This is a genomic window from Acinetobacter sp. ANC 4470 (assembly GCF_002135335.1).
In the GTDB taxonomy this organism is placed as follows: Bacteria; Pseudomonadota; Gammaproteobacteria; order Pseudomonadales; family Moraxellaceae; genus Acinetobacter.
This window is the reverse complement of sequence record NZ_NEGC01000005.1, coordinates 208,200-232,659: the sequence shown is the minus strand read 5'-3', so window position 1 is coordinate 232,659 and position 24,460 is coordinate 208,200. Positions and strand designations below refer to the sequence as shown.

The window sequence follows — 24,460 nt, the reverse complement described above, 5'->3', positions numbered from 1 at the left end:
TGTGATGTTAACTCAGGAACAAGTACTCGAAAAATTAAGAGCATGGATGGAAGATCTGTTTGAGATTAATCCAGAAGATGTGCAGCTCGATGCAAATTTAGCCACAGATTTGGATGTCGATAGCATTGATGCCATTGATCTTGTAGTCAAAATTAAAGAATTGACGGGTAAGCAAGTGAATCCTGAAGATTTTAAAAATGTACGTACAGTGCAAGATGTTGTGACTGTGATTCAGAATATGTCTGCTGCATGAAATGGGTCTTCCAAGGGATAGTGGTCATCGGTTTGATTCTCTATCCCTTTTTAGTGGGTTATAGCTTAGCGCAGGGTCAATATATCTGGGTCAGTAGTTTGTTGATTGTCCTCGGAATGTTGCGCCTATTCAGTAAGGGCAATGCTTTACTCTGGCTCTTAACTGGATTTGCCATTTTATGTGGCAGCCTGAGTTTGATTCTAAAAGATCAAGCATGGCTGAAACTCTATCCGGTATTGATGAGTCTGGGTTCACTCGCTATTTTTGCAGTGACTTTAATAAAACCACCCTCTATGATTGAGCGTTTTGCCCGTTTGGCTGAACCGAATTTACCCGAAGCAGGGGTGATTTGGACGCGTAAAGTCACTATAGTCTGGTGTGTTTTCTTTGTGATGAATGCCCTGATTTCTTTAGCAACGGTCTTGTTTGCTTCAATGCAGGTGTGGGTGCTGTATAACGGTTTTATTTCCTATGTGTTGATGGGGCTGTTATTGCTGGGCGAATTTATATTGCGTAAGCGTCAGCAACGCTTAAATCAACTTCAGGAATAAAACGGATTGTTATGTTGTGTCATTTTCAGAATCATATTCATTCACTGAAACCACTGTGTATTCAGGCTGATTTAAGCCCAATCCATTTTCAGGGTTTTTGGCAAGAGGTGATACAACAAAGTCATGCAATCCAGTTATTATCACAGAGCAGTTGGGCGTTATGGGAACCCGATAGTTATGAGTTTTTAGTGCTGTTGTTTGCGGCACTTTTAGCGCAAAAACAGGTGCTATTGCCACCCAATCGAGTCAGTGATTTAGAAAAAGAATTGGCTGAGCAAAATATTCTGTTCTTACAGCGTCAGCCTATATTGGCTACAACAGATCCGCAGGTTGAACTGAATCTAGATGATGCCTTTTTAAATCAGGCCCAGCTCTATTTCTATACTTCAGGTTCTACTGGGCGACCGAAAAAAATCCCGCGGACTTTGCGTCAGCTCTTGAATGAAGTGCAAGGCTTAGATGCCAGTTTTCAGTTACTTGAACAGACCATTGCTATCGCGACTGTCAGCCATCAACATATTTATGGTTTATTGTTCAAGCTGTTGTGGCCTTTAGCCAGTGGGCGCTGTTTTTATCAAACTCAATTGGCTTTCCCTGAAGATGTTGCCGATATTCAACAAAAATTAGCACCTTTAAGCATTGAAAATTATGTTATTTCCAGTCCTGCGTTATTAAAACGCTGGACTCCAGATGTGCGACTACAGCACTGTTTAAGCGTATATTCATCGGGCGGTAAATTGGATTCGGGTGTGCGCCCTTATTTAAACCGCCCGATTCACGAAGTGTTTGGCAGTTCGGAAACGGGTGGAATCGCACATCGACAACAAGATGATGCGTTATGGATACCCTTTGCCAATGTAGACATTCAAGTGAGCGATCAACAAGAATTGGCAGTACAAGCCAATCATGCTTTTAGTGAAAACTGGATTTTAACCGGTGATAAAATTGAAATGCTTGACGCAACCAATGCCAAAAGTCCATTTCGTTTATTGGGGCGTTTAGATCGGATTGTGAAACTGGAAGAAAAACGCTTAAGTTTAGATGCGATTGAACACAAAATAATAGAACTTGATGAGATTGCACAGTGTCATGTTTTAATTTTAGAGCGTGAACATCGGCAGATTTTAGCCTGTGTTGCGGTATTGTCTGAACCTGCCAGACAACAGCAGCAAAGTAGCAGCAAAGCGCAATTTGTGGCGGCAATTAAAGCACAATTACAATTAAAACTAGAGGGCATTGCCATTCCAAGGCAGTGGCGGTTTTTGACCCAATTACCACAAAATGCACAATCTAAGCTGAATAAACAGTACATGAAATCCTTATTTCAACCAATGTTGTTGCCTATTGTATTGGCACAACAGAATGAGTCAGATCAGGCTATTTATCAGCTTGAATTTTCTGCTGAATTGGAGTGTTTTAAAGGGCATTTCCCTGATTATCCGATTTTCCCTGGTGTGGGGCAGATTGGTTTTGTTCAGCATTTTTCCCGTCAAACTTGGGCCGATCTGGAATGGTGTAATGGTTTTGAACAATTGAAATTTCAAGATCTGATTCGACCATATATGGTATTGCAACTCAAACTGTCACGAAAATTGCACAAAGTGAGTTTTGAATTGATCCATGCAGATCAGACCTTGGCATCGGGGCGTTTGTTGTTTAAAACACAAACTGAGCAGGTTTAAAAGAGAATGTATATGCAGCATTGTTTTGTGATTCCTGTTTATAACCATCCGCATTATATTGAGGCTTTGGTTGCACATTTGAAGCCGTTTCAGTTACCGATTATTTTAGTTAATGATGGTTGTGATGCAGTATGTAGCGCACTTTTACATGACATGAAAGCCCACAATAACCGTGTTGAGTTGGTTGAGCATTCGCACAATCAAGGTAAAGGGCAGGCGGTCATGAGCGGTTTACGTCATGCCTATGCTTTAGGGTTTAGTCATGCCTTACAACTTGATTCTGATGGTCAGCATGACTGGCAGGATGTAGCCAAATTTTTAGACATTTCTCAGCAGCATCCAGAAGCGATGGTGATTGGTCAGCCAATTTTTGATGAGAGCGTGCCGAAAAAACGCTTATATGGTCGTTATGCCACGCATATTTGGGTCTGGATTAACAGTCTATCCTTCGATATTAAAGACAGTATGTGTGGATTTCGAGTCTATCCACTGGCCCAGACCATTCAAATTCTAAATTCGGCAAAATTTCAGCCGCGCATGGGTTTTGATAGTGAAATTTTAGTGCGACTCAAGTGGGCGAATGTTGCTTTTATTAATGTGCCGACCCAAGTGATTTATCCTGAAGATGGGATTTCTCATTTCAATGTATGGCGCGATAACCTTGGCATGAGTCAGGCACATGTGCGTTTATTGGGTGGGATGTTGCTACGGTTGCCTAAATTAGTGTCACAGAAAGTGAAAGGTTAATGGCGTGACTGAGCAGCTCAAGCAAACCCAATGGAATGACATCAAAGAACGCGGTGGCATGTGGTCACTGACGTTAATGTTGGCATTTTATCGTTTAGGGGGTCGTTGGCTCTGCCGTGTGGTGTTGTATTTTATTATTTTGTGGTACTGGATCTTTTCAGTCACGGCACGTCAGGCATCATTGTTGTATTTAAGCAAGTTACATCATTTTGCAGGGCAACAATCACCCTTTACCACAGAGCCGAGTCTGAGTCATAGCTATCAGCATTTAATGCAATTTGGCGAATGTATTTTAGATAAAATTGAAGGTTGGCTGGGCAAAATACCTGAGCAGCAATTGGCTTTATATGGACATGAACATTTTCGCGCACATTATCAAAAAGGTGCGGTCATTGTGGTGTCGCATTTTGGCAATATTGAATTGTTAAGAGCGATTAAATCAGAACATACACAAAAAATTAATGTTTTGGTTTATCAAAAACATGCCACTAAATTTAATCAATTTTTAAAAAAACTCAATGCGCATGCAGATGTCAATTTAGTTTCAGTGGATGAGCTGGGTATTGAAACAGCTTTGATTTTGCAAGAAAAACTCGACCAAGGCGAATGGGTGATTGTGGCAGCAGATCGTGTACCTATTGAATCTGATCGTGTGCAGCCGATTGCATTTTTAGGCGCAGAGGCGAATTGGCCACAAGGCGCATGGATTTTAGCCAGTCTATTGAAAGTGCCTGTATTGGCGGTCTTTTGTTATCGCATTGGCAATTGCTTTGAAGTGCATATCCATGCGATTGCTGAGCAGCTTCATTTCCCTCGAAAAACTCGGATGCAGGCACTGCAAAGTACCATGCGTCAATATGTCATTTTGCTTGAACAGCACTGTATGCGTGCGCCGTATCAATGGTTTAATTTTTATAATTTTTGGAACAAAAAATAATGCAAGTATTAGTTGTTGGGGAAACACCGCTCTCAATTGAAGATGTGGTGGCTGTAGCGCGTCAGGAAAAATCTGTGGCTTTACCAGTATCCACTGAATGGCGTGATCTGATTCAACGCGGTGCAGATTTTTTAGATCAACTGTTACAAGATGAAGGCGTAATTTATGGCGTGACCACAGGCTATGGCGACTCTTGTTTGGTGGGAATCCCTGCGCATCAAGTCAATGAACTGCCTTTGCATTTATTACGTTTTCATGGCTGTGGCTTAGGTCAAAATTTGGATTTAATCACGGCGCGTGCGGTATTGGTGACGCGTTTGTGTTCTCTGGCACGGGGTTATTCAGGTGTATCACATGCATTGTTAGAACGCCTCACGTGGATGCTAAATGAAAATGTCATTCCTGTGATCCCATCGGAAGGTTCAGTGGGGGCCAGTGGTGATTTAACCCCATTGTCCTATATTGCAGGGGCTTTGGTCGGTGAACGTGATGTTTATGATCAAGGTCAAATTGTGCCTGTTAGTGCGGTGTATGCTGAAAAAGGCATGCAGGCGTTAGTGTTACGTCCGAAAGAAGGCTTGGCACTGATGAATGGCACCGCAGTAATGACAGCTATTGCCTGTTTAAACTATAAAAAGGCGGAACAAATTGCTTTGGCCAGTACCTGTATTACGGCACTCAATGTTTTGGCTTTGGAAGGCAACCCAAGTCATTTTGATGAAGTGCTGTTTGCTCAAAAGCCCCATCTGGGTCAGCAAAATATTGCAGCACAACTCAGAACTTGGCTGAACAGTGAGGTGCAAACTGAGCATCAAAGTTCACGTCTGCAAGATCGTTATTCTTTACGCTGCGCGCCGCATATTATTGGCGTATTTGAAGATTCTAAAACGTGGTTACGTCAATTTATTGAAAATGAACTCAACTCAAGTAATGACAACCCATTGATTGATCCTGTTAATTTGCGTGTATTACATGGTGGTCATTTTTATGGCGGACACATTGCCCAAGCCATGGATAGTCTAAAAATCATGATTGCCAATATTGCCGATCTGATGGACCGTCAATTGGCGCAGTTGGTGGACTATAAAATGAATAATGGTTTGCCGCGCAATTTAACTGGTGCAACCGCAGAACGCTTGCCGTTGAATCATGGTTTTAAAGCTGTACAAATTGCAGTGTCAGCATGGACGGCAGAAGCATTAAAACAAACGCTTTCGGCCTCTATTTTCTCACGTTCAACCGAATGTCATAACCAAGATAAAGTCAGTATGGGCACCATTGCCGCACGGGATGCCAGTCGCGTGATTGTGCTGACTGAACAAGTGATTGCGGCGCTGTGCTGTGCCAGTGTACAAGCCATTCAGTTAAAAGCTTTAGACGGTTCGTTGGCTGAAGTATTGGCCGCATTTCAGACGTGGGTCTTACAGACGTTTGATTACGTGGTGGAAGATCGACCATTGCAACATGAATTGCAACAATTGGTCGATCATTTCGAAAATTTAGAATTATTGAATTCTGAACTTGTTCACTCAATAGGGTAGGAAACTGACGATGCATGCCGATGTAATCATTGAAGTGCCATTTCATGATGTCGATACCATGAATGTCGTGTGGCATGGACATTATTTAAAATATTTTGAAATTGCGCGTTGTAAATTGCTCGATCAATTTCACTATAACTATAAGCAAATGCTGGAATCTGGTTATGCATGGCCGGTGATTGAAAGTCATGTCCGCTATGTGCAGGGGATTGAGTTTGAACAAAAAATTCGTGTGTGTGCCATTTTAAAAGAATGGGAAAACCGCTTGAAAATTGAATATCAAATTTTTGATGCAGAAAGTGGTAGGAAGCTCACCAAAGGCTACACCAGCCAAGTGGCGGTTGGTATTGAAAGTCGTGAAATGTGTTTTCAATCGCCGCAAGTGTTGTTAGAACAATTGCACGCTTGGTCAGCATTTAAGGCGGAGTAAAGTCAATGAAAGCAATCAATTTATCCCGTCCAGTCTGGCTGTTTTTGGCGGCTGTGTTGTGTTTGATGTCAGTGTTGTCACGACCTGTACATGCGCAAAATCCACAGCTCAAACAAATTTTTACTCAGCTTGCTGCGACCCCGATTGTACGTGCTCAGTTTGAACAGCAAAAAAAACTAGCGTCACTGAACAAAACTTTTGTCTCGAAAGGCACGGTATTATTTTCCAAATCACAAGGCGTAATCTGGAATATTCAAAGTCCAGTGACAGCAGATTTGATTGTGACTCCATATAAATTGGTACAAAAAACGCAACGTACCTACAGTCAAATTGAAATTGATAAATCACCCTATGGTTCTGTAGCGACGATGTTTTTACAACTGATGTCAGGCAATGAAACCGCATTGGCTAAAAATTTCAATATTGTTTCAGCCAGTTATAGTCCTGCGCAATGGAATGTGGCGTTAACCCCGAAAAGCAGCTTATTTAAAAAATTCTTTGTTCGCGTGGATGCACAAGGGCAGCGTTATGTTGATCGCATTGTATTGAGTGAACAAGCCAATAACACGACAACCATTCGTTTTAGTCAACAAATGACTCAACCCCAAACTTTAACGGCTGAGGAAAATGCACTTTTCCAATTGGCAAAATAAATTTACAGCTCTGTGGCTGATTATTTTAAGCGTGATTGCGATTGCGCTAGGCACAGCATGGCTCAAAAAAGAGATTCATATTCAAACCAATATCTTTGCCTTATTGCCTGAAGCCAGCCAAGATCCACGGCTTGAAAGGGCACAGCAATACGTCAGTCAACAACTGAATGACAAAGTGTTTGTGGTGTTGGATGCTCAAGATGATGCTGCCCTAGCCCAAGCAACCACGGTATTGCAACAGCAGGTGGCCAAAAGTGATTTGTGGCAACCTTTGCATGCTCAGTTAGACAGTGACAAATTTACACAGGTGCTCTATCAACATCGTGCGGGTTTATTGACATTAGACGATCAAAAAATACTGGAACAACACGATTATGCTGCGCTAACAGAACAAAGTTTATTGCAAATTATGAGTCCGGGCATGCCGGTCACCGCAGCGTTATTACAACAAGATCCATTGTTGTTATTTCCGCGTTATGCCATGGGCTTAGCCGGTTTACAAAGTCATCCTGATCTTGTTTTAGAAGATGGTTTTGCCACAATTCGAGATGAGCAGGGGATTTCACGGTTACTGGTTTTAGAGCTAAAAAACAGTCCTTATAATATTGAATATCAAAAACAAACTTCAGCGTGGATTCAGCAGTTAGATACGCAATTACGCCAGATGCAGGTGAAACCGCATTGGACGGGTACTTTATTATTTGCTCAATTTGGCACTACTTCGGCTGAAAAAGAAATTTCAACGATTGGTTTAGGTTCAAGTTTTGGGATTTTACTTTTGGTCTGGTTTGGTTTTCGCTCAATTCGTCCAATGTTGACTGAAATGGTGGCTGTGGGCACAGGCTGTTTGGTGGCCTTTGCCATCACCCATTGGGTTTTTGGGGAAATTCATCTCATGACCTTGGTGTTTGGTGCAAGTCTAGTTGGGGTTTGTGTCGACTTCTCTTTTTACTTTATGGCAATGCAATCGCAGCATCGGCAGATCAATGGTTTTGCAGTGTTAAAACCTTTATTACCTAGCTTGTTTATGGGCTTAATGACCACTTTAGTTGCCTATATTTTCTTAAGTTTCACACCATTCCCTGGTTTTAAACAAATCGCGGTCTTTTCTATGGTGGGGCTGGCTGCGGCATGGATCACTAGTGTTTTATTGCTTCCCCGTTTACCTGCCTTAAATGCAGAACCTGCAATTCGCAGATTAAGTTTTATTGGTCAAGCACGTACTTTTGTACAGGCAAGAAAAGCACTACGTTATGGCTTAATTGCTGCCATTGTAGTGGTGGCAGGCAGCAGTTTGATGTTGTTGCAGAGCAATGATGATATCCGCAATTTACAAAGTATGGATCAGACTTTAAAGCAAGAAGATAAGTACGTTCGTGAGCGCTTTATGCAGCAACAAAGCAGTGAATACTTTGTGGTACATGGCAAGACTGCGGCAGAGCTGGAATACAATGAACAGCAACTGATTCAAAAACTACAACGACTACAAAGTGAAGGAGCTTTGGATGCTTTTCAGGCTTTAGGACAATGGTTACCGCCGATTCAACAGCAACAGCATCATATTCAGCTCTTACAAAGCATTCCGACACATGTTTTACAGGCATATGCCGCGGCATTACAGCTTAACCCTGCAGATGTTTTAGCGTGGCAAAAGCAATTGCTCCTGCAGCCCTTATTACGTCCAAGTGAAATGGCAGAGCATCCATTGGCATTTTTACAAATCAGCCCAACCGAACGTTTGGTACTGTTACAAAATGTGCATCATGTTACAGCTTTAGAACAGTTGAATAGCACACAGGTTCAGCTGTTACGTCCAGTAAACCAACTGTCTGAACTCTTTCAACAACATCGCATTCAGGCACAATGGTTATTGGTTTTTGCTTTACTGACTTTAATGCTTGGTTTAGGCATCATCTATGGCATGAAGTCTATTTTGCCCTTGGTCTTACCGGTCACTTTAGCTTTAATCTCCACCTTTGCCGTTCAGGCATGGTTTGGGGTTGAAATTAATTTATTCAGCATTATGGGAACCTTCCTGATTATTGGTATTGGCGTGGACTATGCGATTTTTTATCGACATGGACATGATCATCCGCAAGTGGTGGGCATGGCATTATTCCTCTGTATGATGTCGACCTTATTGGGTTTCGGGTTATTATCATTTAGCCAAACCTATGCTATTCATTGCTTTGGTTTGACTGTACTGCTTGGGGTTATTTTTTCATTTATTTATGCAACATTGTTTACATCGTCAGATGCCAAACATGTTGTACTTCAACAATATCAGCCAAAGAAGCTGAGAGATTAAGGTACAGTGCAATGAGCACCATGCAACAGACAGATGTATTGATTATTGGTGCAGGGCCATCGGGGAGTTCTGCAGCAGCATTGCTGCGTCAAAAAGGCCATCAGGTCACGATAATTGAAAAACAATATTTTCCACGCTTTTCGATTGGTGAGTCTCTGTTACCGCAATCCATGGTTTTTTTAGAAGAAGCAGGTCTGCTTGATACTGTCCGTCAACATGTGGATGAGTTTGGATTTCAATTTAAAAATGGCGCAGCTTTTTTAAGAGGAAAGCAGCGCAGTTTTTATAATTTTACTGAAAAATTTAGCGATGGTCCGGGCACAACTTGGCAAGTTCGCCGTGCCCATTTTGACCATTTGCTGGCGCAGCAAGCTGAACAATATGGCGCAGAAATTCGCTTTGGTCATGAGGTGATTGATGTCGATGTGGACTCTAATCAGCCGATTTTGACCGTGAAAGATGAGCAAGAACAGGTTTACCAGATTCAAGCCAAGTTTTTACTCGATGCCAGTGGTTTTGGTCGTATCTTGCCGAAGTTTTTAGATTTAGAAAGTCCGTCCGATTTTCCAGTCCGTCGTGCCGTGTTCACTCATATTGAAGATGGAATTTGGGATGATGCTGAATTTGATCGGGAAAAAATCCTGATTACGGTACACGCCAAAGATCACCGTGCTTGGTATTGGCTGATTCCTTTTGCCGATGGTCGTTGTTCTTTTGGTGTGGTGGCAGAACAAGATTTTTTTGAACAATATGGTTTTAATGCACAGCAAGAGATGGATTTAGATGCGTTGTTAAAACGTATTCTAGCCGATGATGAAAGTTTATCGCATGTACTGCGCAACGCTAAATTTGATACCCCTGTACGGACTTTGGTCGGCTATTCTGCCAATGTTAAACATTTGGCAGATCGTAATTATGCATTATTGGGCAATGCCGGTGAATTCTTAGATCCTGTATTTTCCTCAGGGGTGACCATTGCTTTAAAATCTTCAAGCTTAGCGATTCCTCTGGTTGATCAAGTGCTGAATGGGCAAACGGTGGACTGGATGGAACAATATGAAAAACCGCTTCGAGAAGGGATTCAAGTTTTCCGTGCTTATGTTGAATCATGGTATTCAGGTGAATTCCAAGATGTGGTGTTTTCGACTCAGCAAGATGAAAAAATTCGCCGTATGGTGTCATCCTTGTTGGCGGGTTACGCATGGGATACCACCAACCCCATCCATAAAAATGCCAAAAAACGTTTAAGTACCTTGGCTGAATATTGCCGTGAGCCGCAGCACAGTGAAGCCATAACTCATGGTGCTTAATATGCAACCGAAATGGCAATGGGCGGGGTTGTTACTTGCTGCGCTACTGTGCTGTAGCGGTTGCCAATCTCTGCTGCCCAAAGCACAGGGTTTGGCGACTACAACATGGACTGCACAAGATTATCAGCGTCAGGATCAGCTCGAAGTACAATGGAATAAGCATAGTTTTAGCTTTTTGTTGTATCAGCAGCAACAAGGGCAAAAACTGGACATGCTGGCTTTATCTCTAACCGGGCAGCAGTTATTTAAGCTCAGTTTTGATGGTCGAAAAGTACATATTGAACAGCGAATTGAGCCAATGAAATTATTGCCCTTTGAGTTTGTGGTGCGCGATATTTTATATGCCACTTATCCAAATTTTGCCCAATTACAGCCGCAAAATGTTCAGATTAAAAATGTGGCTCAGACACAGTCTATTTTTATTAATCAAAAGCATGTCTTAAATATCCTGCATCAGGATGCTGTGATTGAATTAGATAATCTGCAAGTGCCTTATCAAATGGTGATTAGTGCCATGAATGATACTTTAGAAACAACTGAATAAAGGAGGAGGATGATGAGTGAGCAAATCAGTACACAACATCCTGCGGTAGGCATTCAGTTTAGTGTGGGTTTATCTGCCTTAGGTCATACGCCTGAACAGATGAAACAGGCGTTGACGACAGCGCAAAATAGCTTGAGTTTAAGATCAGGATTTATTCCCGAAAAACAGGTTTGGGTTGGTGCTTATCAACAGCCTTTAATTGAAAGCATTCCTGACTTTTTACAAGCTGTCGATTCACGCAATTTACGTTTTGCTTTAACAGCTTTAAGTTCAATTGAAGCTGAAATACGCGACTATACTGCGCAATTTGAGTCGAAACGTTTAGCGATTATTTTGGGCACATCGACCTCTGGGATTGCCGATAATGAAAAAGTCATCAAGCCATATTTTGTTAATCAGCACGAGATTGAAGTCATGCATGGTAAACAGGAAATGGGTAGCTTAGCTAAAGCTCTACAACAGTATTTGGGCTGGGAAGGGCCTACATATACCATTTCTACCGCCTGTTCTTCCAGTGCCAAAGCAATGGCAGCAGGACAGCGATTGATTAATGCAAATTTAGCCGATGCCGTTTTGGTTGGTGGGGTGGATACGTTATGTCAGCTAACCCTGAATGGTTTTAGTAGCTTAGAAAGTTTGTCTCATGCTCTTTGTCAGCCCTGTGGGGCACAACGCGATGGCATTAATATTGGTGAGGCTGCGGGTTTATTTTTATTGTCTAAAGAAGCAGCATCCGTGATGTTAATGGCAGCAGGTGAGTCGATGGATGCATGGCATATTTCAGCACCGCATCCCGAAGGAAAAGGCGCGGCTGAGGCCATGCAAAAAGCCTTAGATATGGCGGGTCTGACCACACAGGATATTGGGTACTTAAATATGCATGGCACAGCGACACCGCAAAATGATGCCATGGAAATTAAAGCCGTTCAGACGGTATTTCAGCATCATGCTGTACCGCTCAGCAGTACCAAACATAAAACAGGGCATTGTTTAGGCGCTGCTGGGGCAATTGAAGCGGTGATTTGTCAGCAAGTTTTAGCTGATCAGTCGTGGCTGCCCCTGCATCAATTGGGTCGTATTGATACAGAATTGGATGAACAGAACTATGTGCTGAATGCACAACTGCTACAGCCAATAGACTATGTGATGAGTAATTCTTTCGCTTTTGGTGGAAGTAATATCAGTTTGATTTTTGGAACGCAGCTGAAATGATGGATGCCGTACAGTTTATTCCACATGAAAAACCGATGGTTTTTGTTGATCATTTAATTGAAGCGAATAAAAATTTTGCGATTGCGGAATTATTGATTCAACCCGATTTAATGTTTTGTGATGCACAGGGTTTACCAACGTGGAGCAGTATTGAACTGATGGCGCAGACCATTAGTGCTTATGCAGGGCATAAAGGGCAAGTGTTAGGTCTGCCGCCAAAAATTGGGTTTTTATTGGGCACGCGTAAAATGCAGTTGCCAGTGCCTTATTTTGCCTTGGGTGAAACCGTGCGTATTAAAGCAGAACAAAGCTATTTGCATGAGGGTTTGGGACAGTTTAACTGTGAAATTGAGTACCGAGAACATCGTATTTGTGCCATGTTGAGTGTATTTGAACCCGCAGAAGTGAAAGAAAATATTAGGAATATAGTGTGAATAGAAGAATTTTAGTCACCGGCTCAAGCCGTGGCATTGGTCAAGCCATTGCCTTGCAATTGGCGCAGTCAGGTTTTGATGTCACCGTACATGCTCGTTCAAGACAACAAGAAGCAGAGCAAGTGGCACAACAGATTCAGGCTTTAGGACAGGAAAGTCATGTCTTAATGTTTGATGTGAATGATCGTGAAAAAGTCATGCAATTGCTTGAGCAAGATGTTGCAGAACATGGTGCATTTTATGGGGTGGTACTTAATGCAGGACTGACCCGTGATGCAGCATTTCCAGCCTTAACCGATAGTGATTGGGATGAGGTGATTTCGACTTCACTGGATGGTTTTTACAATGTGTTAAAACCGTTGGTGATGCCAATGATTCGTTTGAAAAAAGGTGGGCGCATTGTCACCTTATCTTCTGTATCTGGTTTGATGGGGAATCGTGGTCAGGTTAATTACAGTGCGGCAAAAGCCGGTTTAATTGGCGCGACCAAAGCTTTAGCACTCGAGTTGGCGAAGCGAAAAATTACCGTGAATTGTGTCGCACCCGGTTTAATCGAAACTGAAATGGTCAGCGAAGAAGTTAAAGAACATGCATTGAAAATGATTCCCATGCAACGGATGGGTCATGTAGATGAAGTTGCTAAAGTGGTGAAATTTTTATGCAGTGATGATGCCAGTTACATCACCCGTCAGGTGATTTCGGTCAATGGAGGTTTGATTTGATGAAACGTGTTGTCGTCACAGGCATGGCAGGGATTACTTCGTTAGGTGAAACTGCGGATCAAATTTTTGCTCAGTTTGAACAGGGCAATAGCGGTATTCGCTACATGCCAGAATGGGAGCGGTTCACCGATTTACGCAGTAAATTGGCAGGACCTGTAGCGTCTTATACTGTTCCCAAACATTTTAATCGTAAAGTGACGCGTGGTATGGGACGTGTGGCTTTAATGTCGACGGTCTGTGCTGAAAAAGCATTAGAAGATGCGGCACTGTTAAATGATCCGATATTGAGCAGTGGGCAAACAGGTGTGGCATTCGGCTCATCAGCAGGAAGTGTCGATGCCATTCGTGAGTTTGGCAGCATGTTGCACGATAACAATATGAACAAACTTAATGCCACCACCTATATTCGTATGATGTCACATACCAGCGCTGTGAATATGACCGTGTATTTTGGCTTAAAAGGTTTAACTTTGCCGACGTCTAGTGCCTGTACTTCAGGTTCAATGGCGCTTGGTCAGGCCTATGAAGCAATTAAATATGGCAAGCAAACTGTGATGTTGGCAGGTGGTGCAGAAGAGCTGAGTGCAGCAGGTTCAGCTGTGTTTGATGTTTTGTTGGCAACTAGCAGTCAAAATGATCACCCAGAAAAGACACCACGTCCATTCGATGCGAAACGTGATGGTTTAGTGATTGGCGAAGGGGCGGGTTGTTTGATTCTAGAAGAATATGAACATGCCAAAGCACGGGGTGCCAAGATTTATGCAGAAGTCATTGGTTATGGCAGCAATAGTGATGGTCAGCATGTCACCCGCCCAGATTCGGAAATGATGGGGCGCTGTATGGAATTGGCATTGTCTGATGCCCAAATTACAGCGGATCAAGTGGATTATGTCAATGCACATGGCACATCCACCGATCAAGGGGATATTGCCGAAAGTCAGGCAACGGCAAGCGTTTTGGGCAAGAAACCGATTAGCTCACTCAAAAGTTATTTTGGACATACTTTAGGGGCTTGTGGTGCGATCGAAGCTTGGCTGAGCATTGAAATGATGCTGCGTAGCCAGTTTATTGCCACCTTAAATTTAGAAGAAATAGATGCTTTATGCGGCGATTTAGATTACATCGTCAAGCAATCTAGAAAGATGAATGCCAATATGATTATGAGCAATAATTTTGCTTTTGGAGGAATTAATACCTCCCTGATTTTTAAACGGGTTTAACAATAACGAGAGGGTAAACTCATGTTCATGAAAAAAATAGTACTGACTGCCGTATTGTCTTTGGGTGGGTTGGTTTCTGCACAGGCTGCGGATACTGCACATAATTTGGATTTTAAAAGTGCTGTTGAGCGTGCCGTTGCCGATGGGACTTTGGATGGTTCGGTCAAATTTTATTTAGCAGGCACCAATTCTGGCGGTCAAGTTTTGCAAAAAGATGCGGTGACCAATAAAAAAACCAATGGTTTTGCTAAGTCGGCAGAAACTGCGTGTGATCACGTTTTACGTTCAGCACTGATTCAGTTGCAAAATACGGCAAAAGTGCAAGGTGCAAATGCGGTCACCAATATTGTCAGTTACTTCAAAGCGAATGAAAGTAAAAGTACGATTACCTATCAGTGCTTTAAAGGCACGGCTGTGGCAGGTGTGGCTTTAAAAGGCGATCTGGTTAAGTTCTAAGCCTTTGATTCATTAATAAGCTATAAAGTTGAATGAGCATTGATATGCAATCATTTATGTAATAAAAAAGCCCATCACGTGATGGGCTTTTTAGCTCAAAGCAAAGAAATTATCGAGGAATTTCTTCTTCTTCATCAAATTCAGGTTTAACCTGAACAATGAAATCTTGACGGTTCAGACCACGCCATAAAGCGAATGCAGTACCAATATAAATTGAAGAATATGTTCCGACAAAAATACCAATACACATGGTCACAGAGAACCATTTCAGACCATCACCACCCATAAACAACATGGCAAGTACAACAAGTAACAGTGTCATCGAGGTATGGATGGTACGGCGTAAGGTTTCAGTCAATGCAATATTGACGATTTCCAAAGGAGTCGCCCCGCGAATTTTACGGAAATTTTCACGAATACGATCCGATACCACAATATTATCGTTTAACGAAAAGCCGATTAATGCGAGAACAGCTGCAAGAACGGTTAAGTCAAACGGCCATTGCATCATTGCAAAAATACCGACGGTGACAATGATATCGTGGAATAGGGAAAGTACAGCACCCATCGCGAGTTTGAACTCAAAACGGATAGTAACGTAAATCAGCATCAGAATGAGTGCAAGTGCAACAGCACCCGCTGAGCGGAGATATAACTCATTACCGACCTGACCACCGACAGAATCCACTTTATGTACTTCAGCAGGATTGTTCGGTAATTGGGCAGCTTTGGTAATCGCGTTCGTTAGATCTTCAACTTCAATGTCTTGAACGGGCATACGTACAATCAGGTCTTTATTACTACCGAGTGTTTGTACCACAGCATCATGAAAGCCTGCTTGGTCTAACGCTTTAACCACTTCGGTTTGGTTAGCAGGCTGTGCATAATTTAACTCGGCAGAAACACCACCAGTAAAATCCAGCCCCAAGTTCAGACCTTTGGTAGCAATAAAGAAAATACCGCCAATGGTCAGAATGATGGAAATAATTGCAGCTGGCAGCGCAATTTTCATAAACGGAATAACCCGTTCATCATCTGGGCGACCGTATTTTTTTGAATCAGGTTGAGTCATGTCAGTCATCATCGATCTCCTTATATGCTCAACTTTTTCAAGTTACGTTTTTTGCCATAAATGAGCTGTACAATTGCACGTGTTACTGTAATTGCAGTAAACATTGAGCAAACAATACCAATCATTAGTGTTACGGCAAAACCTTTGATCGGCCCCGTACCAATGGCAAATAGAATGAACGCAACGAGGAATGTGGTTAAGTTTGAGTCGAAAATGGTGTTATAGGCTCGCTCATAACCGGCAACAATCGCCTGTTTGGGCGATGCTCCCCATTTCATTTCTTCTCGTATTCGCTCACAGATCAGGACGTTGGCATCGACTGCCATACCAATACCAATCACGATACCTGCAATACCTGGCAGAGTGAGGGAAGCACCAAGCCACGACATTATAGTTAGAATCATGGCAAGGTTAACCACAAGGGCAAAGTTCGCAATTAAACCGAATAATCGGAAAAATGCGACCATCCAAAGTGCAACCAGTAAGAAGCCGATTTGAGTAGAGAGTACGCCTTTATCAATATTTTCCTGACCAAGGCTTGGCCCAACTACACGCTCTTCAACGAAGTACATCGGTGCAGCAAGTGCCCCAGCACGAAGCATTAATGCAAGTTCCGCAGCTTCTTGTGGTGAATCTAGACCAGTAATACGGAATTGTGAACCCAATACAGCTTGAATAGTGGCTGCATTAATCACCACAGATTCTGTATAAGGCGTACGGACTTCAGTTTGTGCACCGGTAGCTGGATCGGGGACATAGCTAATTCTTTGTTTGTTCTCGATGAACAATACCGCCATGCGTTTACCCACCGCACTACGTGTGGCATCTGCCATCAACTTACCACCAGCACTGTCTAAAGTAATATTTACTTCAGCACCACCAGTATCTTGGCTAAAGCCACTCGATGCGTTTTGTACACGTTCACCCGTTAAAATACGGTTACGGTTTAACAGTAATTGGCGACCGCTATCAAGCGATTCATAAGCAAATAGTTCAGTGCCTGGTGGCAATGCTTGACCATTTGACTTACCTGTATAAGGGTCAATGTACTGGTCATTCAAATCAGAGACTAAACGGAATTCAAGATTTGCAGTCCGACCTAAAACACGTTTTGCTTCAGCGGTATCTTGAACACCTGGTAATTCAACCACAATACGGTTGCTACCTTGGGTTTGCACCAATGCTTCTGCTACACCTAACTCATTAATACGATTACGTAACGTGGTTAAGTTTTGATTCACCGCATAAGACTGAATTTCTTGCTTACGTACATCGGTATAGTTCAAACGTAAAGTTGAACCCATCTCTGATGCAATGGCTTGTTGAGTGAACTCATTGCCATTACGACGTAAGAAATCCATCACCGCATCACGGTCACTGTTATTGGCAAACTGCATCGTAATAGTATTGTTATTCAAAGCAAGACTATTGAATTTCAGTTTGTTATCACGAAGTTGACGACGTAAGTCCGTTGCGGATGTTTCCATACGCTGACTGATGGCTTTATCCATATCCACTTCTAGTAGGAAGTGAACACCACCACGTAAATCTAGACCCAATTTCATTGGTTTTGCACCAATTTTTTGGAGCCATTCTGGCGTGGTTGGCGCAAGGTTTAAAGCAACAACGTAATTTTCACCAAGACCACGATGTAATACTTCTTTGGCTTTTAATTGCGCTTCAGAAGAACCGAGACGTAAAAGGGCAGCATTATTACTAAAGCTGTTGTCATGGCTTGGAATTTTTTCACTTTCTAATAATTGCTCTGCTTTTTGTACGATGCTTTGATCAATTTGAGTACCAGCTTTGGCACCCGAAATTTGAACAGCAGGTTCATCTGGATACAAACTAGGCAGGGCATATAATGTACTAATCACCAGAACAACAATGATCAGCAGATATTTCCATGCTGGGTAACGCATTTATTTTCTTCTTAAAATGAAAAAGTCGTGCTAGGGCACGACTATTTTTGATTAGAGATTATTTAATGTGCCTTCAGGAAGAACTGAAATCACACTTGCGCGTTGAACTTTTATTTCTACACCACGGCTTAATTCAACCACGACAAAATCACCTTCAATTTTCAGGATTTTGCCCATCAGACCGCCAGCAAAAACAATTTCACTACCCACACCAAGGCTTTCAACTAAAGTGCGGTGTTCTTTAGCGCGTTTTGCTTGAGGACGCCAAATGAGGAAATAGAAAATTGCGACAAATACCGCAATCATCAAAAGGTTAGTGACCAAACTTGGTTGGCTTGCAGCTTCACCCGCTGCGTGAGCAGTAGAAATAAAAAGGCTCATTTCATTTTCCTAAAATAAAAAACTGTATATCAACAATATGATAATAAATTAACTTGTTCTGCAATTTACCTTGTCTTTTTCTTCAGCGCAAATGCTGAAAGACTAATCTTCAGGACAAGGTGGAACTTCTAGACCACGACGCGCGTAAAAATCTTGGACATAGGCATCAAAAGTACCATTATCCAACGCATCACGAATGTCTTGTGTAAATCTTTGGTAATAACGTAGGTTATGAATGGTACCCAGCATAGAACCGAGCATTTCACCGCATTTTTCCAAGTGGAATAAATAAGCACGGGTGAAATTTTGACAGGTATAACAATCGCATTCTGAATCTAGTGGACTTTGGTCATGACGATATTTGGCATTCCGAATACGCACTAAACCATCGGTCACAAAATAATGACCGTTACGTGCATTACGTGTTGGCATCACACAGTCAAACATATCGACACCGCGACGAATCGCTTCAACGATGTCTTCTGGTTTACCGACACCCATCAAGTAGCGTGGTTTGTCTTCAGGCATGAGTGCAGGAAGATAATCCAGAACTTTGATCATTTCTTCTTTCGGTTCGCCCACCGAAAGACCACCAATGGCAAAGCCATCAAAGTCAATTTCTTTTAAGCCATTGAGTGATTCGTTGCGTAGGTCTTCGTACATGCCACCTTGAATAATACCAAACAGCGCATTGCGATTTTTTAGTACATCATGGTGCTGGGTTTTGCAGCGTTTTGCCCAACGTAGCGACAGCTGTAATGATTTTTGTGCTTCTTCATGTGTAGCAGGGTATGGTGTGCATTCATCAAAAATCATCACGATATCTGAATTCAAGGTATGTTGAATATCCATTGAAATTTCAGGTGATAAAAAGACTTTTGAACCATCAATCGGTGAACGGAAGGTCACACCATCTTCTTTGATTTTACGCATTGCGCCCAAGCTGAACACTTGGAAGCCGCCTGAATCAGTCAAAATCGGTTTATTCCATTTCATGAACTCGTGTAAACCACCATGTTCACGAATCACATCTAAGCCTGGACGTAAGTAAAGATGAAAGGTGTTACCTAAAATAATTTGAGCTTTAATATCCTCAATATCACGTGGCAACATACCTTTAACAGTACCGTAAGTACCGACAGGCATAAACACGGGTGTTTCAATGACCCCGTGCTCAAGCGTTAAACGACCACGACGGGCACGACCCGACTGACCTAATTTTTCAAACTTCATACAATATCCTGAACAAAGAGCAAAGCACTGCGTGCAGTGCAAGAGCGAAAAAACAGTTCGCCGCTAAAAGTCGGCTATTTTCCTAGATTACGCAGATAAACACCAGTGTTGTCGAGTTTTAACTCAATACTTTCTCGATTAAAGGTCGTTGGCAAAATAAAGTCCACAGCAACCAAGTTGGTAAGTGCTTGGCATAAATGAGGTATTTAACTGGGGGATTGTTTTTTTAATGTGTCGCTGGCTTTGATTTCTTAATGCGGGTGAATATTAAAGAGCAATAAAAATATTTTTAAATAGAGCGTCTTGCATCTTTCATGGCAAAGGATGCAAAACGTCTGTATAGGTTAAAAATTCGGTCGGTAGTCAAAATTTTGAGTGGCTGCTTGGTCTCGAAAGGGACGAACGGCTTTTTTACCAAGAGTCATGGTATTGACAATGTTATTCGGGAAAATTTGAATGTGGTTGTTAAATAATTCTACATTACGGTTAAAGATGGTAATGGCAGCACCGACATTTTCATTTTGTTCTTCAATTTCATTCATCATTTTAAGATAAATTTCATTGGCTTTAAGTTCAGGATAGTTTTCAACTACGACATTTAAACTATGCATCAGTTCTTTATTTAAGCTTTCAATGCGTTGTAATTGCGAAACATCAGTATTGTTCACATTTAAATTTAAAATATTTTGACGCAGTTCGGTGACTTTTTCTAAAGTCCCTTTTTCAAAGTTTGAATATTGTTCCACCAATGGTTGTAGAGCATCTAAAATTTTAATTTTTTGACGTTCATAAGTGGCAACATCTGACCAAGCTCGAATAGACGCATTGTGATGGCGAACGATATTATTTCGAATCATGACACATGCGACAACCGCAGCGATGATCAAGAGTAAAAAAATCAATAACCCCATGGATAAGTCCCCAAATTATGAATGATTTCTATTTTAAAAAATGTGTTAAATCACGCTGTAAGCTTTCTAGATAAGGTAATTTAAAAGTACGTAAGTGTCCACGTAATGCAGAAATATCTTGAATGTTTTTTGCTTGTGTTGAAATTTTAAATAAATTTGCTGGTCCTAAAAAGCATAAGGTATGACTGCTAGGATGGAACATTAAGTCTCCCTGACGCTGGGCAAAAAAGTCTGCCAATCTCAGTACAAATGCAGGTGACAGGAGCTTTGCGGTTTGCATTTCATCGCTGCCAAAAATGTTTAGCTTTTGATTGGTTTGTATATCGCTGGTATGCCAAGGAAAACGATAAGGATAATCAAAGTCTTTGTTTGCTGTTGTGATGGCAAGCCCTTGTGTTTCTACATCAAAAACAAAAACACCCCATAAGTCTTTATGAATTTCTTTGACTTTGACATCATCACCGTCTTTATCACGGACACGAATTTCATTGATATAGTGATATTGAAAAACCATCACTTGATGTTGTTGACCCTCTTCATCTTCCCAGACGGTACTGGCATAGTAGGGTAGGTCATTAGAAATCGTACCTTGATTAAACACGGGGAATAGTCGTTTTAAATGGGCAATAAATAAAACAGGTTGTAATGGAACAGAGATATGTTGTGGTTGTTGATGCAAAGCTAACTGGTATTTTTTATTAATGCTTTGTTGTTCTAAGAATTCGATCACATCATCAATGGGTTGTTGATCTTCATAACTGATATAGGCCCAAAAAATCATAAGTAGCCCACTGATCAGCCCCAATTGCATCCAAATATTAGTGGGGGCAATAAAAATCAGCAACATAAAAAATAAACCTACCACTGCTAAAAGCACAGGTAAGACATTTTCAAATTTAAGCACAATTGGTGCATTCCATGGATGCAGACCGTCTAAAATGTCCTGATGGCTTTGCGCTTTACGTCCAAGATCCTGTAGCCGCGCGATATTTTGAAAAACACGTTCATTTTTTTTACGTCGAATATGAATCGAATGTTGAACGCTATCGAGCGGCATGGTGTTCTTCTTTTATGAGTCAAGATGAAGGTGTAATTTTATCAATCAGCATGGCATCACCATAACTAAAAAAGCGGTATTTTGCTTCGACAGCATGATGATAGGCATGCAAAATATTATCACGATTTGATAATGCTGAAACGAGCATTAATAGCGTAGATTCAGGTAGATGGAAGTTAGTGATTAAGCGATCGACCACCTTAAACTCATAACCTGGATAGATAAAAATTTGTGTATCACCTGTCCATGCAGCTAATGTTCCGCCATGGGCTTGCGCGGCACTTTCAATGGCACGTGTTGCAGTTGTGCCCACAGTAATCACTTTATTACCACGTGCTTTGGTTTGACGAATCAATTCAACGGTCTGTTCAGGAACATCACACCATTCGCTATGCATAATATGATTATGGATGTCTGTCGTGCGTACTGGTAAGAAGGTCCCTGCGCCAACATGCAGCGTCACAAAGGCTTTTTGAATGCCTTTGGCTGCTAACTTTTCCAATAAGTCTTGGTCAAAGTGCAGACTCGCTGTAGGAGCGGCGACGCTTGCCAGTTTAGTTGGGTCATTAAATACCGTTTGATAACGTTCGGTATCAATAGCTTCGGCTTCACGATTAAAATACGGAGGAATGGGTAAAGCACCGTATTGATCGAGCACATCTAAAATAGGTTGTGAAAACTCGACAATAAATAAGTTTTCATGACGACCTTGCACTGTGACTTTTATTTCATCATCACCGATAAAAAGTTCAGCACCTGCCTTAGGCGAATTACTGGCTTTAATGTGGCAATGCGCAATAAACTTATCCTGCATCCGTTCCACTAAAACTTCAACAGCACCACCCGTTGCACGTTTTCCTTTCAGCCGTGCTTTCATCACTTTAGTGTCATTTAAAATCAGTAAGTCACCGGCATCGAGTAAATCAAAAATATCCGTAAAATGGCAGTCGTGATATTGCCCTTGCTGATCTAAATGCAAAAGGCGCGAAGCACTGCGGGTATCTAAAGGGTAGCGAGCAATTAGCTCGTCAGGGAGATCAAAGTTAAAGTCGGAAAGTTGCATCTTCAATGTATAACAATAAAAAAAACGTCTGCATTATAGTCCTGAAAAGGGTTGACTAGATGGTATTTGATGTTTTTTAAGACAAAGTTTTTACTTTTGCTGTAAAAGTGATCAGTTGGCTGGGTTAGATAATTGACAATTTAAAGTTTAATAGTAATATAGCGACCACAAGCTCATATGCTTGTAAGCCCCTTTCCCGAGGTGGTGAAATTGGTAGACGCGGTGGATTCAAAATCCACTATCAGAGATGATGTGTCGGTTCGAGTCCGACCCTCGGGACCAGATTCAAAAAAACCCCAAGCTGTACGAAAAGCTTGGGGTTTTTTTATGGTTAAAAATTGATTAAATTCTGAGGCTTAACGTCAGGTCAGCAACAATGAAAATACGGCCTGTCTAAAATTGTCACTTTGGGACTATTTATGTCTTTTTTGCATTGTGTTCTATGTTAAAGTTTGTTAATAGAGTAAATAAGAAATAGTTGTTTTTTAACTATAGAGGGTAAAATTTACGAGGCAGAGATGAAAATGCAGTTACTTGAAATAGGCTCAGCAACAGAGCAGCTCAGTGCATGTAAAATATCATTATTGCTTGGTGTTTTTACTCCAGATAATCGTGTCGAAGGTTTTTTGAAATTTGCCCGTGGCATTTTACAAACAGATTGTGGCATTCTTGGTTTTCATAATGAGCCATACATTTGGTATGCTTCAGCCAAAGGATTTAAAGCATTTCACTCAGAAAAAGAAACTAATTTAGCTGTATTTTTTGAAGGCGATATGATTCTAAGCGCCAAGCATAAAAATTATGCTGCTTTTTCTCAACATGTGCATGATTTGGGCGTTGTACATAATCGAATTGTGGCTTTTGATTTAAAAATAAATAAAACAGAATCTATCGGGCACGTTATTTTATTTGATGAGCAGTGTGATGAATTTAATGAGAAAAATTTAGAACTTGTGCATGAACTTGCCATGAGTTTGATTAAGATTATTGAATTACATTCAGATTATGCCGAACTAAAAGAATTATATGAACAACAATGTGCCTTAAACTCGAGTAAAACCAAGTTTTTTCAAATTATAGCACATGATTTACGTGCGCCATTTCACGGCTTAATTGGCTTCTCAGAAGTTTTGGCTCAAGAACGAGCCACGCTTGATGATTCAAACATTCAGAGTATTGCTGATTATTTATTAGATACCTCACAATCGACTTACAATTTTTTAGAGAGTTTATTGAATTGGGCAATGGCAGAAGGTGGGCGCTTTATTTACCATCCCATCAATTTCAGTTTAAAACAATCTTCAAAAATTGTTTTTGATGTCTTGAATACTTTGGCGATTAAGAAAAATATCCAACTGATTGATCAAGTACCCGATGATTTAAAAGTCTATGCCGATATTAATATGGTGACCTCGGTTTTACAGAATCTGGTTTCTAATGCGCTAAAATTCACCTATGTGGATGGTACGGGTAAAGTCACCATGTACGCTGAAAAATCAGAACAGAGTATTGATATTTATGTTCAAGATAGTGGGCTCGGCATGACGCAAAGCCAAATTGATGAATTGTTCCAACCACGCTTAACGGTCAGTTTTAAGGGGACTGCGGGTGAGAAAGGTATGGGTTTAGGTTTGGTGTTATGTCAACGCTTTGTTGACTTAAACCACGGTGAAATTTCGGTACAGTCCAAAGAAGGCGAGGGAACGATATTTAAAGTTTCTTTGCCGATTGCGGTGAATACGCATCAAGCTTTACCGTTAGATGGCATTAAGCAGGCGATTGCTGAATAAAAAACAACAGAAGCTTAAATTTCTTTTCCCC

At 41.4% G+C, this 24,460-nt stretch carries 24 protein-coding genes and 1 tRNA gene; 18 read left to right on the top strand and 7 right to left on the bottom strand.

What is annotated here, in order from left to right; genetic code table 11:
- The first annotated feature begins 4 nt into the window (after positions 1-4).
- Genes B9T25_RS09615 through B9T25_RS09540 form a run of 16 tightly spaced genes read left to right on the top strand, consistent with a single transcriptional unit; the run spans position 5 to position 15,000 of the window.
- Positions 5-253, top strand: coding sequence for an acyl carrier protein (locus tag B9T25_RS09615; protein WP_004650232.1), 249 nt, complete (start codon positions 5-7; stop codon positions 251-253).
- On the top strand, positions 250-804 hold the full coding sequence (locus B9T25_RS09610; RefSeq protein WP_086188205.1) for a septation protein IspZ: 555 nt from the start codon (positions 250-252) through the stop codon (positions 802-804). Before B9T25_RS09615 ends, B9T25_RS09610 begins: the two co-directional genes overlap by 4 nt.
- Before the next feature lie 11 nt (positions 805-815).
- On the top strand, positions 816-2,486 hold the full coding sequence (locus B9T25_RS09605; protein WP_086188204.1) for an AMP-binding protein: 1,671 nt from the start codon (positions 816-818) through the stop codon (positions 2,484-2,486).
- 12 nt (positions 2,487-2,498) lie between these two features.
- Positions 2,499-3,233, top strand: coding sequence for a glycosyltransferase family 2 protein (locus B9T25_RS09600; RefSeq protein WP_086188203.1), 735 nt, complete (start codon positions 2,499-2,501; stop codon positions 3,231-3,233).
- Between the two features lie 58 nt (positions 3,234-3,291).
- Positions 3,292-4,170, top strand: coding sequence for an acyltransferase (locus B9T25_RS09595; RefSeq protein ID WP_086188256.1), 879 nt, complete (start codon positions 3,292-3,294; stop codon positions 4,168-4,170).
- On the top strand, positions 4,170-5,711 hold the full coding sequence (locus B9T25_RS09590) for an HAL/PAL/TAL family ammonia-lyase (protein WP_086188202.1): 1,542 nt from the start codon (positions 4,170-4,172) through the stop codon (positions 5,709-5,711). The genes B9T25_RS09595 and B9T25_RS09590 overlap by 1 nt, the downstream gene beginning before the upstream one ends.
- A 10-nt stretch (positions 5,712-5,721) precedes the next feature.
- Complete coding sequence (locus tag B9T25_RS09585; protein WP_086188201.1) at positions 5,722-6,141, top strand: acyl-CoA thioesterase; 420 nt, start codon at positions 5,722-5,724, stop codon at positions 6,139-6,141.
- 5 nt (positions 6,142-6,146) lie between these two features.
- Complete coding sequence (locus B9T25_RS09580; protein ID WP_086188200.1) at positions 6,147-6,794, top strand: LolA family protein; 648 nt, start codon at positions 6,147-6,149, stop codon at positions 6,792-6,794.
- Positions 6,769-9,102, top strand: a complete 2,334-nt coding sequence (locus B9T25_RS09575) for an MMPL family transporter (protein ID WP_086188199.1) — start codon at positions 6,769-6,771, stop codon at positions 9,100-9,102. Before B9T25_RS09580 ends, B9T25_RS09575 begins: the two co-directional genes overlap by 26 nt.
- A gap of 11 nt (positions 9,103-9,113) precedes the next feature.
- On the top strand, positions 9,114-10,412 hold the full coding sequence (locus B9T25_RS09570; protein WP_086188198.1) for an NAD(P)/FAD-dependent oxidoreductase: 1,299 nt from the start codon (positions 9,114-9,116) through the stop codon (positions 10,410-10,412).
- A 1-nt stretch (position 10,413) separates the two neighbouring features.
- On the top strand, positions 10,414-10,956 hold the full coding sequence (locus B9T25_RS09565; protein ID WP_171262755.1) for a DUF3261 domain-containing protein: 543 nt from the start codon (positions 10,414-10,416) through the stop codon (positions 10,954-10,956).
- A 12-nt stretch (positions 10,957-10,968) separates the two neighbouring features.
- Positions 10,969-12,168, top strand: a complete 1,200-nt coding sequence (locus B9T25_RS09560) for a beta-ketoacyl-[acyl-carrier-protein] synthase family protein (RefSeq protein ID WP_086188196.1) — start codon at positions 10,969-10,971, stop codon at positions 12,166-12,168.
- Positions 12,165-12,602, top strand: coding sequence for a 3-hydroxylacyl-ACP dehydratase (locus tag B9T25_RS09555; RefSeq protein ID WP_086188195.1), 438 nt, complete (start codon positions 12,165-12,167; stop codon positions 12,600-12,602). Before B9T25_RS09560 ends, B9T25_RS09555 begins: the two co-directional genes overlap by 4 nt.
- Positions 12,599-13,324, top strand: a complete 726-nt coding sequence (locus tag B9T25_RS09550) for a 3-ketoacyl-ACP reductase FabG2 (protein ID WP_086188194.1) — start codon at positions 12,599-12,601, stop codon at positions 13,322-13,324. Before B9T25_RS09555 ends, B9T25_RS09550 begins: the two co-directional genes overlap by 4 nt.
- The gene (locus tag B9T25_RS09545) at positions 13,324-14,544 is read left to right on the top strand and encodes a beta-ketoacyl-ACP synthase (RefSeq protein ID WP_086188193.1); all 1,221 of its coding nucleotides are present in this window, start codon (positions 13,324-13,326) and stop codon (positions 14,542-14,544) included. Before B9T25_RS09550 ends, B9T25_RS09545 begins: the two co-directional genes overlap by 1 nt.
- A gap of 21 nt (positions 14,545-14,565) precedes the next feature.
- The gene (locus B9T25_RS09540) at positions 14,566-15,000 is read left to right on the top strand and encodes an excinuclease (RefSeq protein ID WP_086188192.1); all 435 of its coding nucleotides are present in this window, start codon (positions 14,566-14,568) and stop codon (positions 14,998-15,000) included.
- 109 nt (positions 15,001-15,109) lie between these two features.
- On the opposite strand, the gene secF is transcribed toward B9T25_RS09540, so the two are convergent.
- From secF to queA, 7 genes are all read right to left on the bottom strand, one after another.
- Positions 15,110-16,084: a protein translocase subunit SecF gene (gene secF / locus B9T25_RS09535; RefSeq protein WP_086188191.1), complete on the bottom strand. Its 975-nt coding sequence runs from the start codon at positions 16,082-16,084 to the stop codon at positions 15,110-15,112.
- A gap of 8 nt (positions 16,085-16,092) precedes the next feature.
- Positions 16,093-17,994 carry a protein translocase subunit SecD gene (gene secD, locus B9T25_RS09530; RefSeq protein WP_086188190.1) on the bottom strand — a complete coding sequence of 634 codons (1,902 nt, stop codon included), beginning with the start codon at positions 17,992-17,994 and terminating at the stop codon, positions 16,093-16,095.
- Between the two features lie 51 nt (positions 17,995-18,045).
- Entirely contained in the window at positions 18,046-18,375 is a 330-nt protein-coding gene (yajC, locus tag B9T25_RS09525; RefSeq protein WP_004650211.1) for a preprotein translocase subunit YajC, read from the bottom strand.
- Positions 18,376-18,477: 102 nt separating this feature from the next.
- Positions 18,478-19,608 carry a tRNA guanosine(34) transglycosylase Tgt gene (gene tgt, locus B9T25_RS09520; RefSeq protein ID WP_086166174.1) on the bottom strand — a complete coding sequence of 377 codons (1,131 nt, stop codon included), beginning with the start codon at positions 19,606-19,608 and terminating at the stop codon, positions 18,478-18,480.
- A 344-nt stretch (positions 19,609-19,952) separates the two neighbouring features.
- The gene (locus B9T25_RS09515; RefSeq protein ID WP_086188189.1) at positions 19,953-20,519 is read right to left on the bottom strand and encodes a LemA family protein; all 567 of its coding nucleotides are present in this window, start codon (positions 20,517-20,519) and stop codon (positions 19,953-19,955) included.
- Between the two features lie 28 nt (positions 20,520-20,547).
- Positions 20,548-21,576 (bottom strand): hypothetical protein, encoded by a 1,029-nt coding sequence (locus tag B9T25_RS09510; protein WP_086188188.1) that lies wholly within the window; start codon positions 21,574-21,576, stop codon positions 20,548-20,550.
- A gap of 19 nt (positions 21,577-21,595) precedes the next feature.
- On the bottom strand, positions 21,596-22,639 hold the full coding sequence (gene queA / locus B9T25_RS09505) for a tRNA preQ1(34) S-adenosylmethionine ribosyltransferase-isomerase QueA (protein ID WP_086188187.1): 1,044 nt from the start codon (positions 22,637-22,639) through the stop codon (positions 21,596-21,598).
- A gap of 195 nt (positions 22,640-22,834) precedes the next feature.
- On the opposite strand from queA, the gene B9T25_RS09500 reads away from it, so the two are divergent.
- Together B9T25_RS09500 and B9T25_RS09495 are read left to right on the top strand one after the other, a co-directional pair.
- A tRNA-Leu gene (locus B9T25_RS09500) sits at positions 22,835-22,921 on the top strand.
- Between the two features lie 236 nt (positions 22,922-23,157).
- Positions 23,158-24,429, top strand: a complete 1,272-nt coding sequence (locus tag B9T25_RS09495) for a sensor histidine kinase (RefSeq protein WP_086188186.1) — start codon at positions 23,158-23,160, stop codon at positions 24,427-24,429.
- Positions 24,430-24,460: the final 31 nt, after the last annotated feature.

Excerpts from the sequence above, each read along its gene's own strand:
- B9T25_RS09615 (WP_004650232.1), top strand. The coding sequence starts at position 5 with ATGTTAACTCAGGAACAAGTACTCGAAAAATTAAGAGCATGGATGGAA.
- B9T25_RS09610 (WP_086188205.1), top strand. The coding sequence starts at position 250 with ATGAAATGGGTCTTCCAAGGGATAGTGGTCATCGGTTTGATTCTCTAT.
- B9T25_RS09605 (WP_086188204.1), top strand. The coding sequence starts at position 816 with ATGTTGTGTCATTTTCAGAATCATATTCATTCACTGAAACCACTGTGT.
- B9T25_RS09600 (WP_086188203.1), top strand. The coding sequence starts at position 2,499 with ATGCAGCATTGTTTTGTGATTCCTGTTTATAACCATCCGCATTATATT.
- B9T25_RS09595 (WP_086188256.1), top strand. The coding sequence starts at position 3,292 with ATGTGGTCACTGACGTTAATGTTGGCATTTTATCGTTTAGGGGGTCGT.
- B9T25_RS09590 (WP_086188202.1), top strand. The coding sequence starts at position 4,170 with ATGCAAGTATTAGTTGTTGGGGAAACACCGCTCTCAATTGAAGATGTG.
- B9T25_RS09585 (WP_086188201.1), top strand. The coding sequence starts at position 5,722 with ATGCATGCCGATGTAATCATTGAAGTGCCATTTCATGATGTCGATACC.
- B9T25_RS09580 (WP_086188200.1), top strand. The coding sequence starts at position 6,147 with ATGAAAGCAATCAATTTATCCCGTCCAGTCTGGCTGTTTTTGGCGGCT.
- B9T25_RS09575 (WP_086188199.1), top strand. The coding sequence starts at position 6,769 with ATGCACTTTTCCAATTGGCAAAATAAATTTACAGCTCTGTGGCTGATT.
- B9T25_RS09570 (WP_086188198.1), top strand. The coding sequence starts at position 9,114 with ATGAGCACCATGCAACAGACAGATGTATTGATTATTGGTGCAGGGCCA.
- B9T25_RS09565 (WP_171262755.1), top strand. The coding sequence starts at position 10,414 with ATGCAACCGAAATGGCAATGGGCGGGGTTGTTACTTGCTGCGCTACTG.
- B9T25_RS09560 (WP_086188196.1), top strand. The coding sequence starts at position 10,969 with ATGAGTGAGCAAATCAGTACACAACATCCTGCGGTAGGCATTCAGTTT.
- B9T25_RS09555 (WP_086188195.1), top strand. The coding sequence starts at position 12,165 with ATGATGGATGCCGTACAGTTTATTCCACATGAAAAACCGATGGTTTTT.
- B9T25_RS09545 (WP_086188193.1), top strand. The coding sequence starts at position 13,324 with ATGAAACGTGTTGTCGTCACAGGCATGGCAGGGATTACTTCGTTAGGT.
- B9T25_RS09540 (WP_086188192.1), top strand. The coding sequence starts at position 14,566 with ATGTTCATGAAAAAAATAGTACTGACTGCCGTATTGTCTTTGGGTGGG.
- secF (WP_086188191.1), bottom strand. The coding sequence starts at position 16,084 with ATGATGACTGACATGACTCAACCTGATTCAAAAAAATACGGTCGCCCA.
- secD (WP_086188190.1), bottom strand. The coding sequence starts at position 17,994 with ATGCGTTACCCAGCATGGAAATATCTGCTGATCATTGTTGTTCTGGTG.
- yajC (WP_004650211.1), bottom strand. The coding sequence starts at position 18,375 with ATGAGCCTTTTTATTTCTACTGCTCACGCAGCGGGTGAAGCTGCAAGC.
- tgt (WP_086166174.1), bottom strand. The coding sequence starts at position 19,608 with ATGAAGTTTGAAAAATTAGGTCAGTCGGGTCGTGCCCGTCGTGGTCGT.
- B9T25_RS09515 (WP_086188189.1), bottom strand. The coding sequence starts at position 20,519 with ATGGGGTTATTGATTTTTTTACTCTTGATCATCGCTGCGGTTGTCGCA.
- B9T25_RS09510 (WP_086188188.1), bottom strand. The coding sequence starts at position 21,576 with ATGCCGCTCGATAGCGTTCAACATTCGATTCATATTCGACGTAAAAAA.
- queA (WP_086188187.1), bottom strand. The coding sequence starts at position 22,639 with ATGCAACTTTCCGACTTTAACTTTGATCTCCCTGACGAGCTAATTGCT.
- B9T25_RS09495 (WP_086188186.1), top strand. The coding sequence starts at position 23,158 with ATGAAAATGCAGTTACTTGAAATAGGCTCAGCAACAGAGCAGCTCAGT.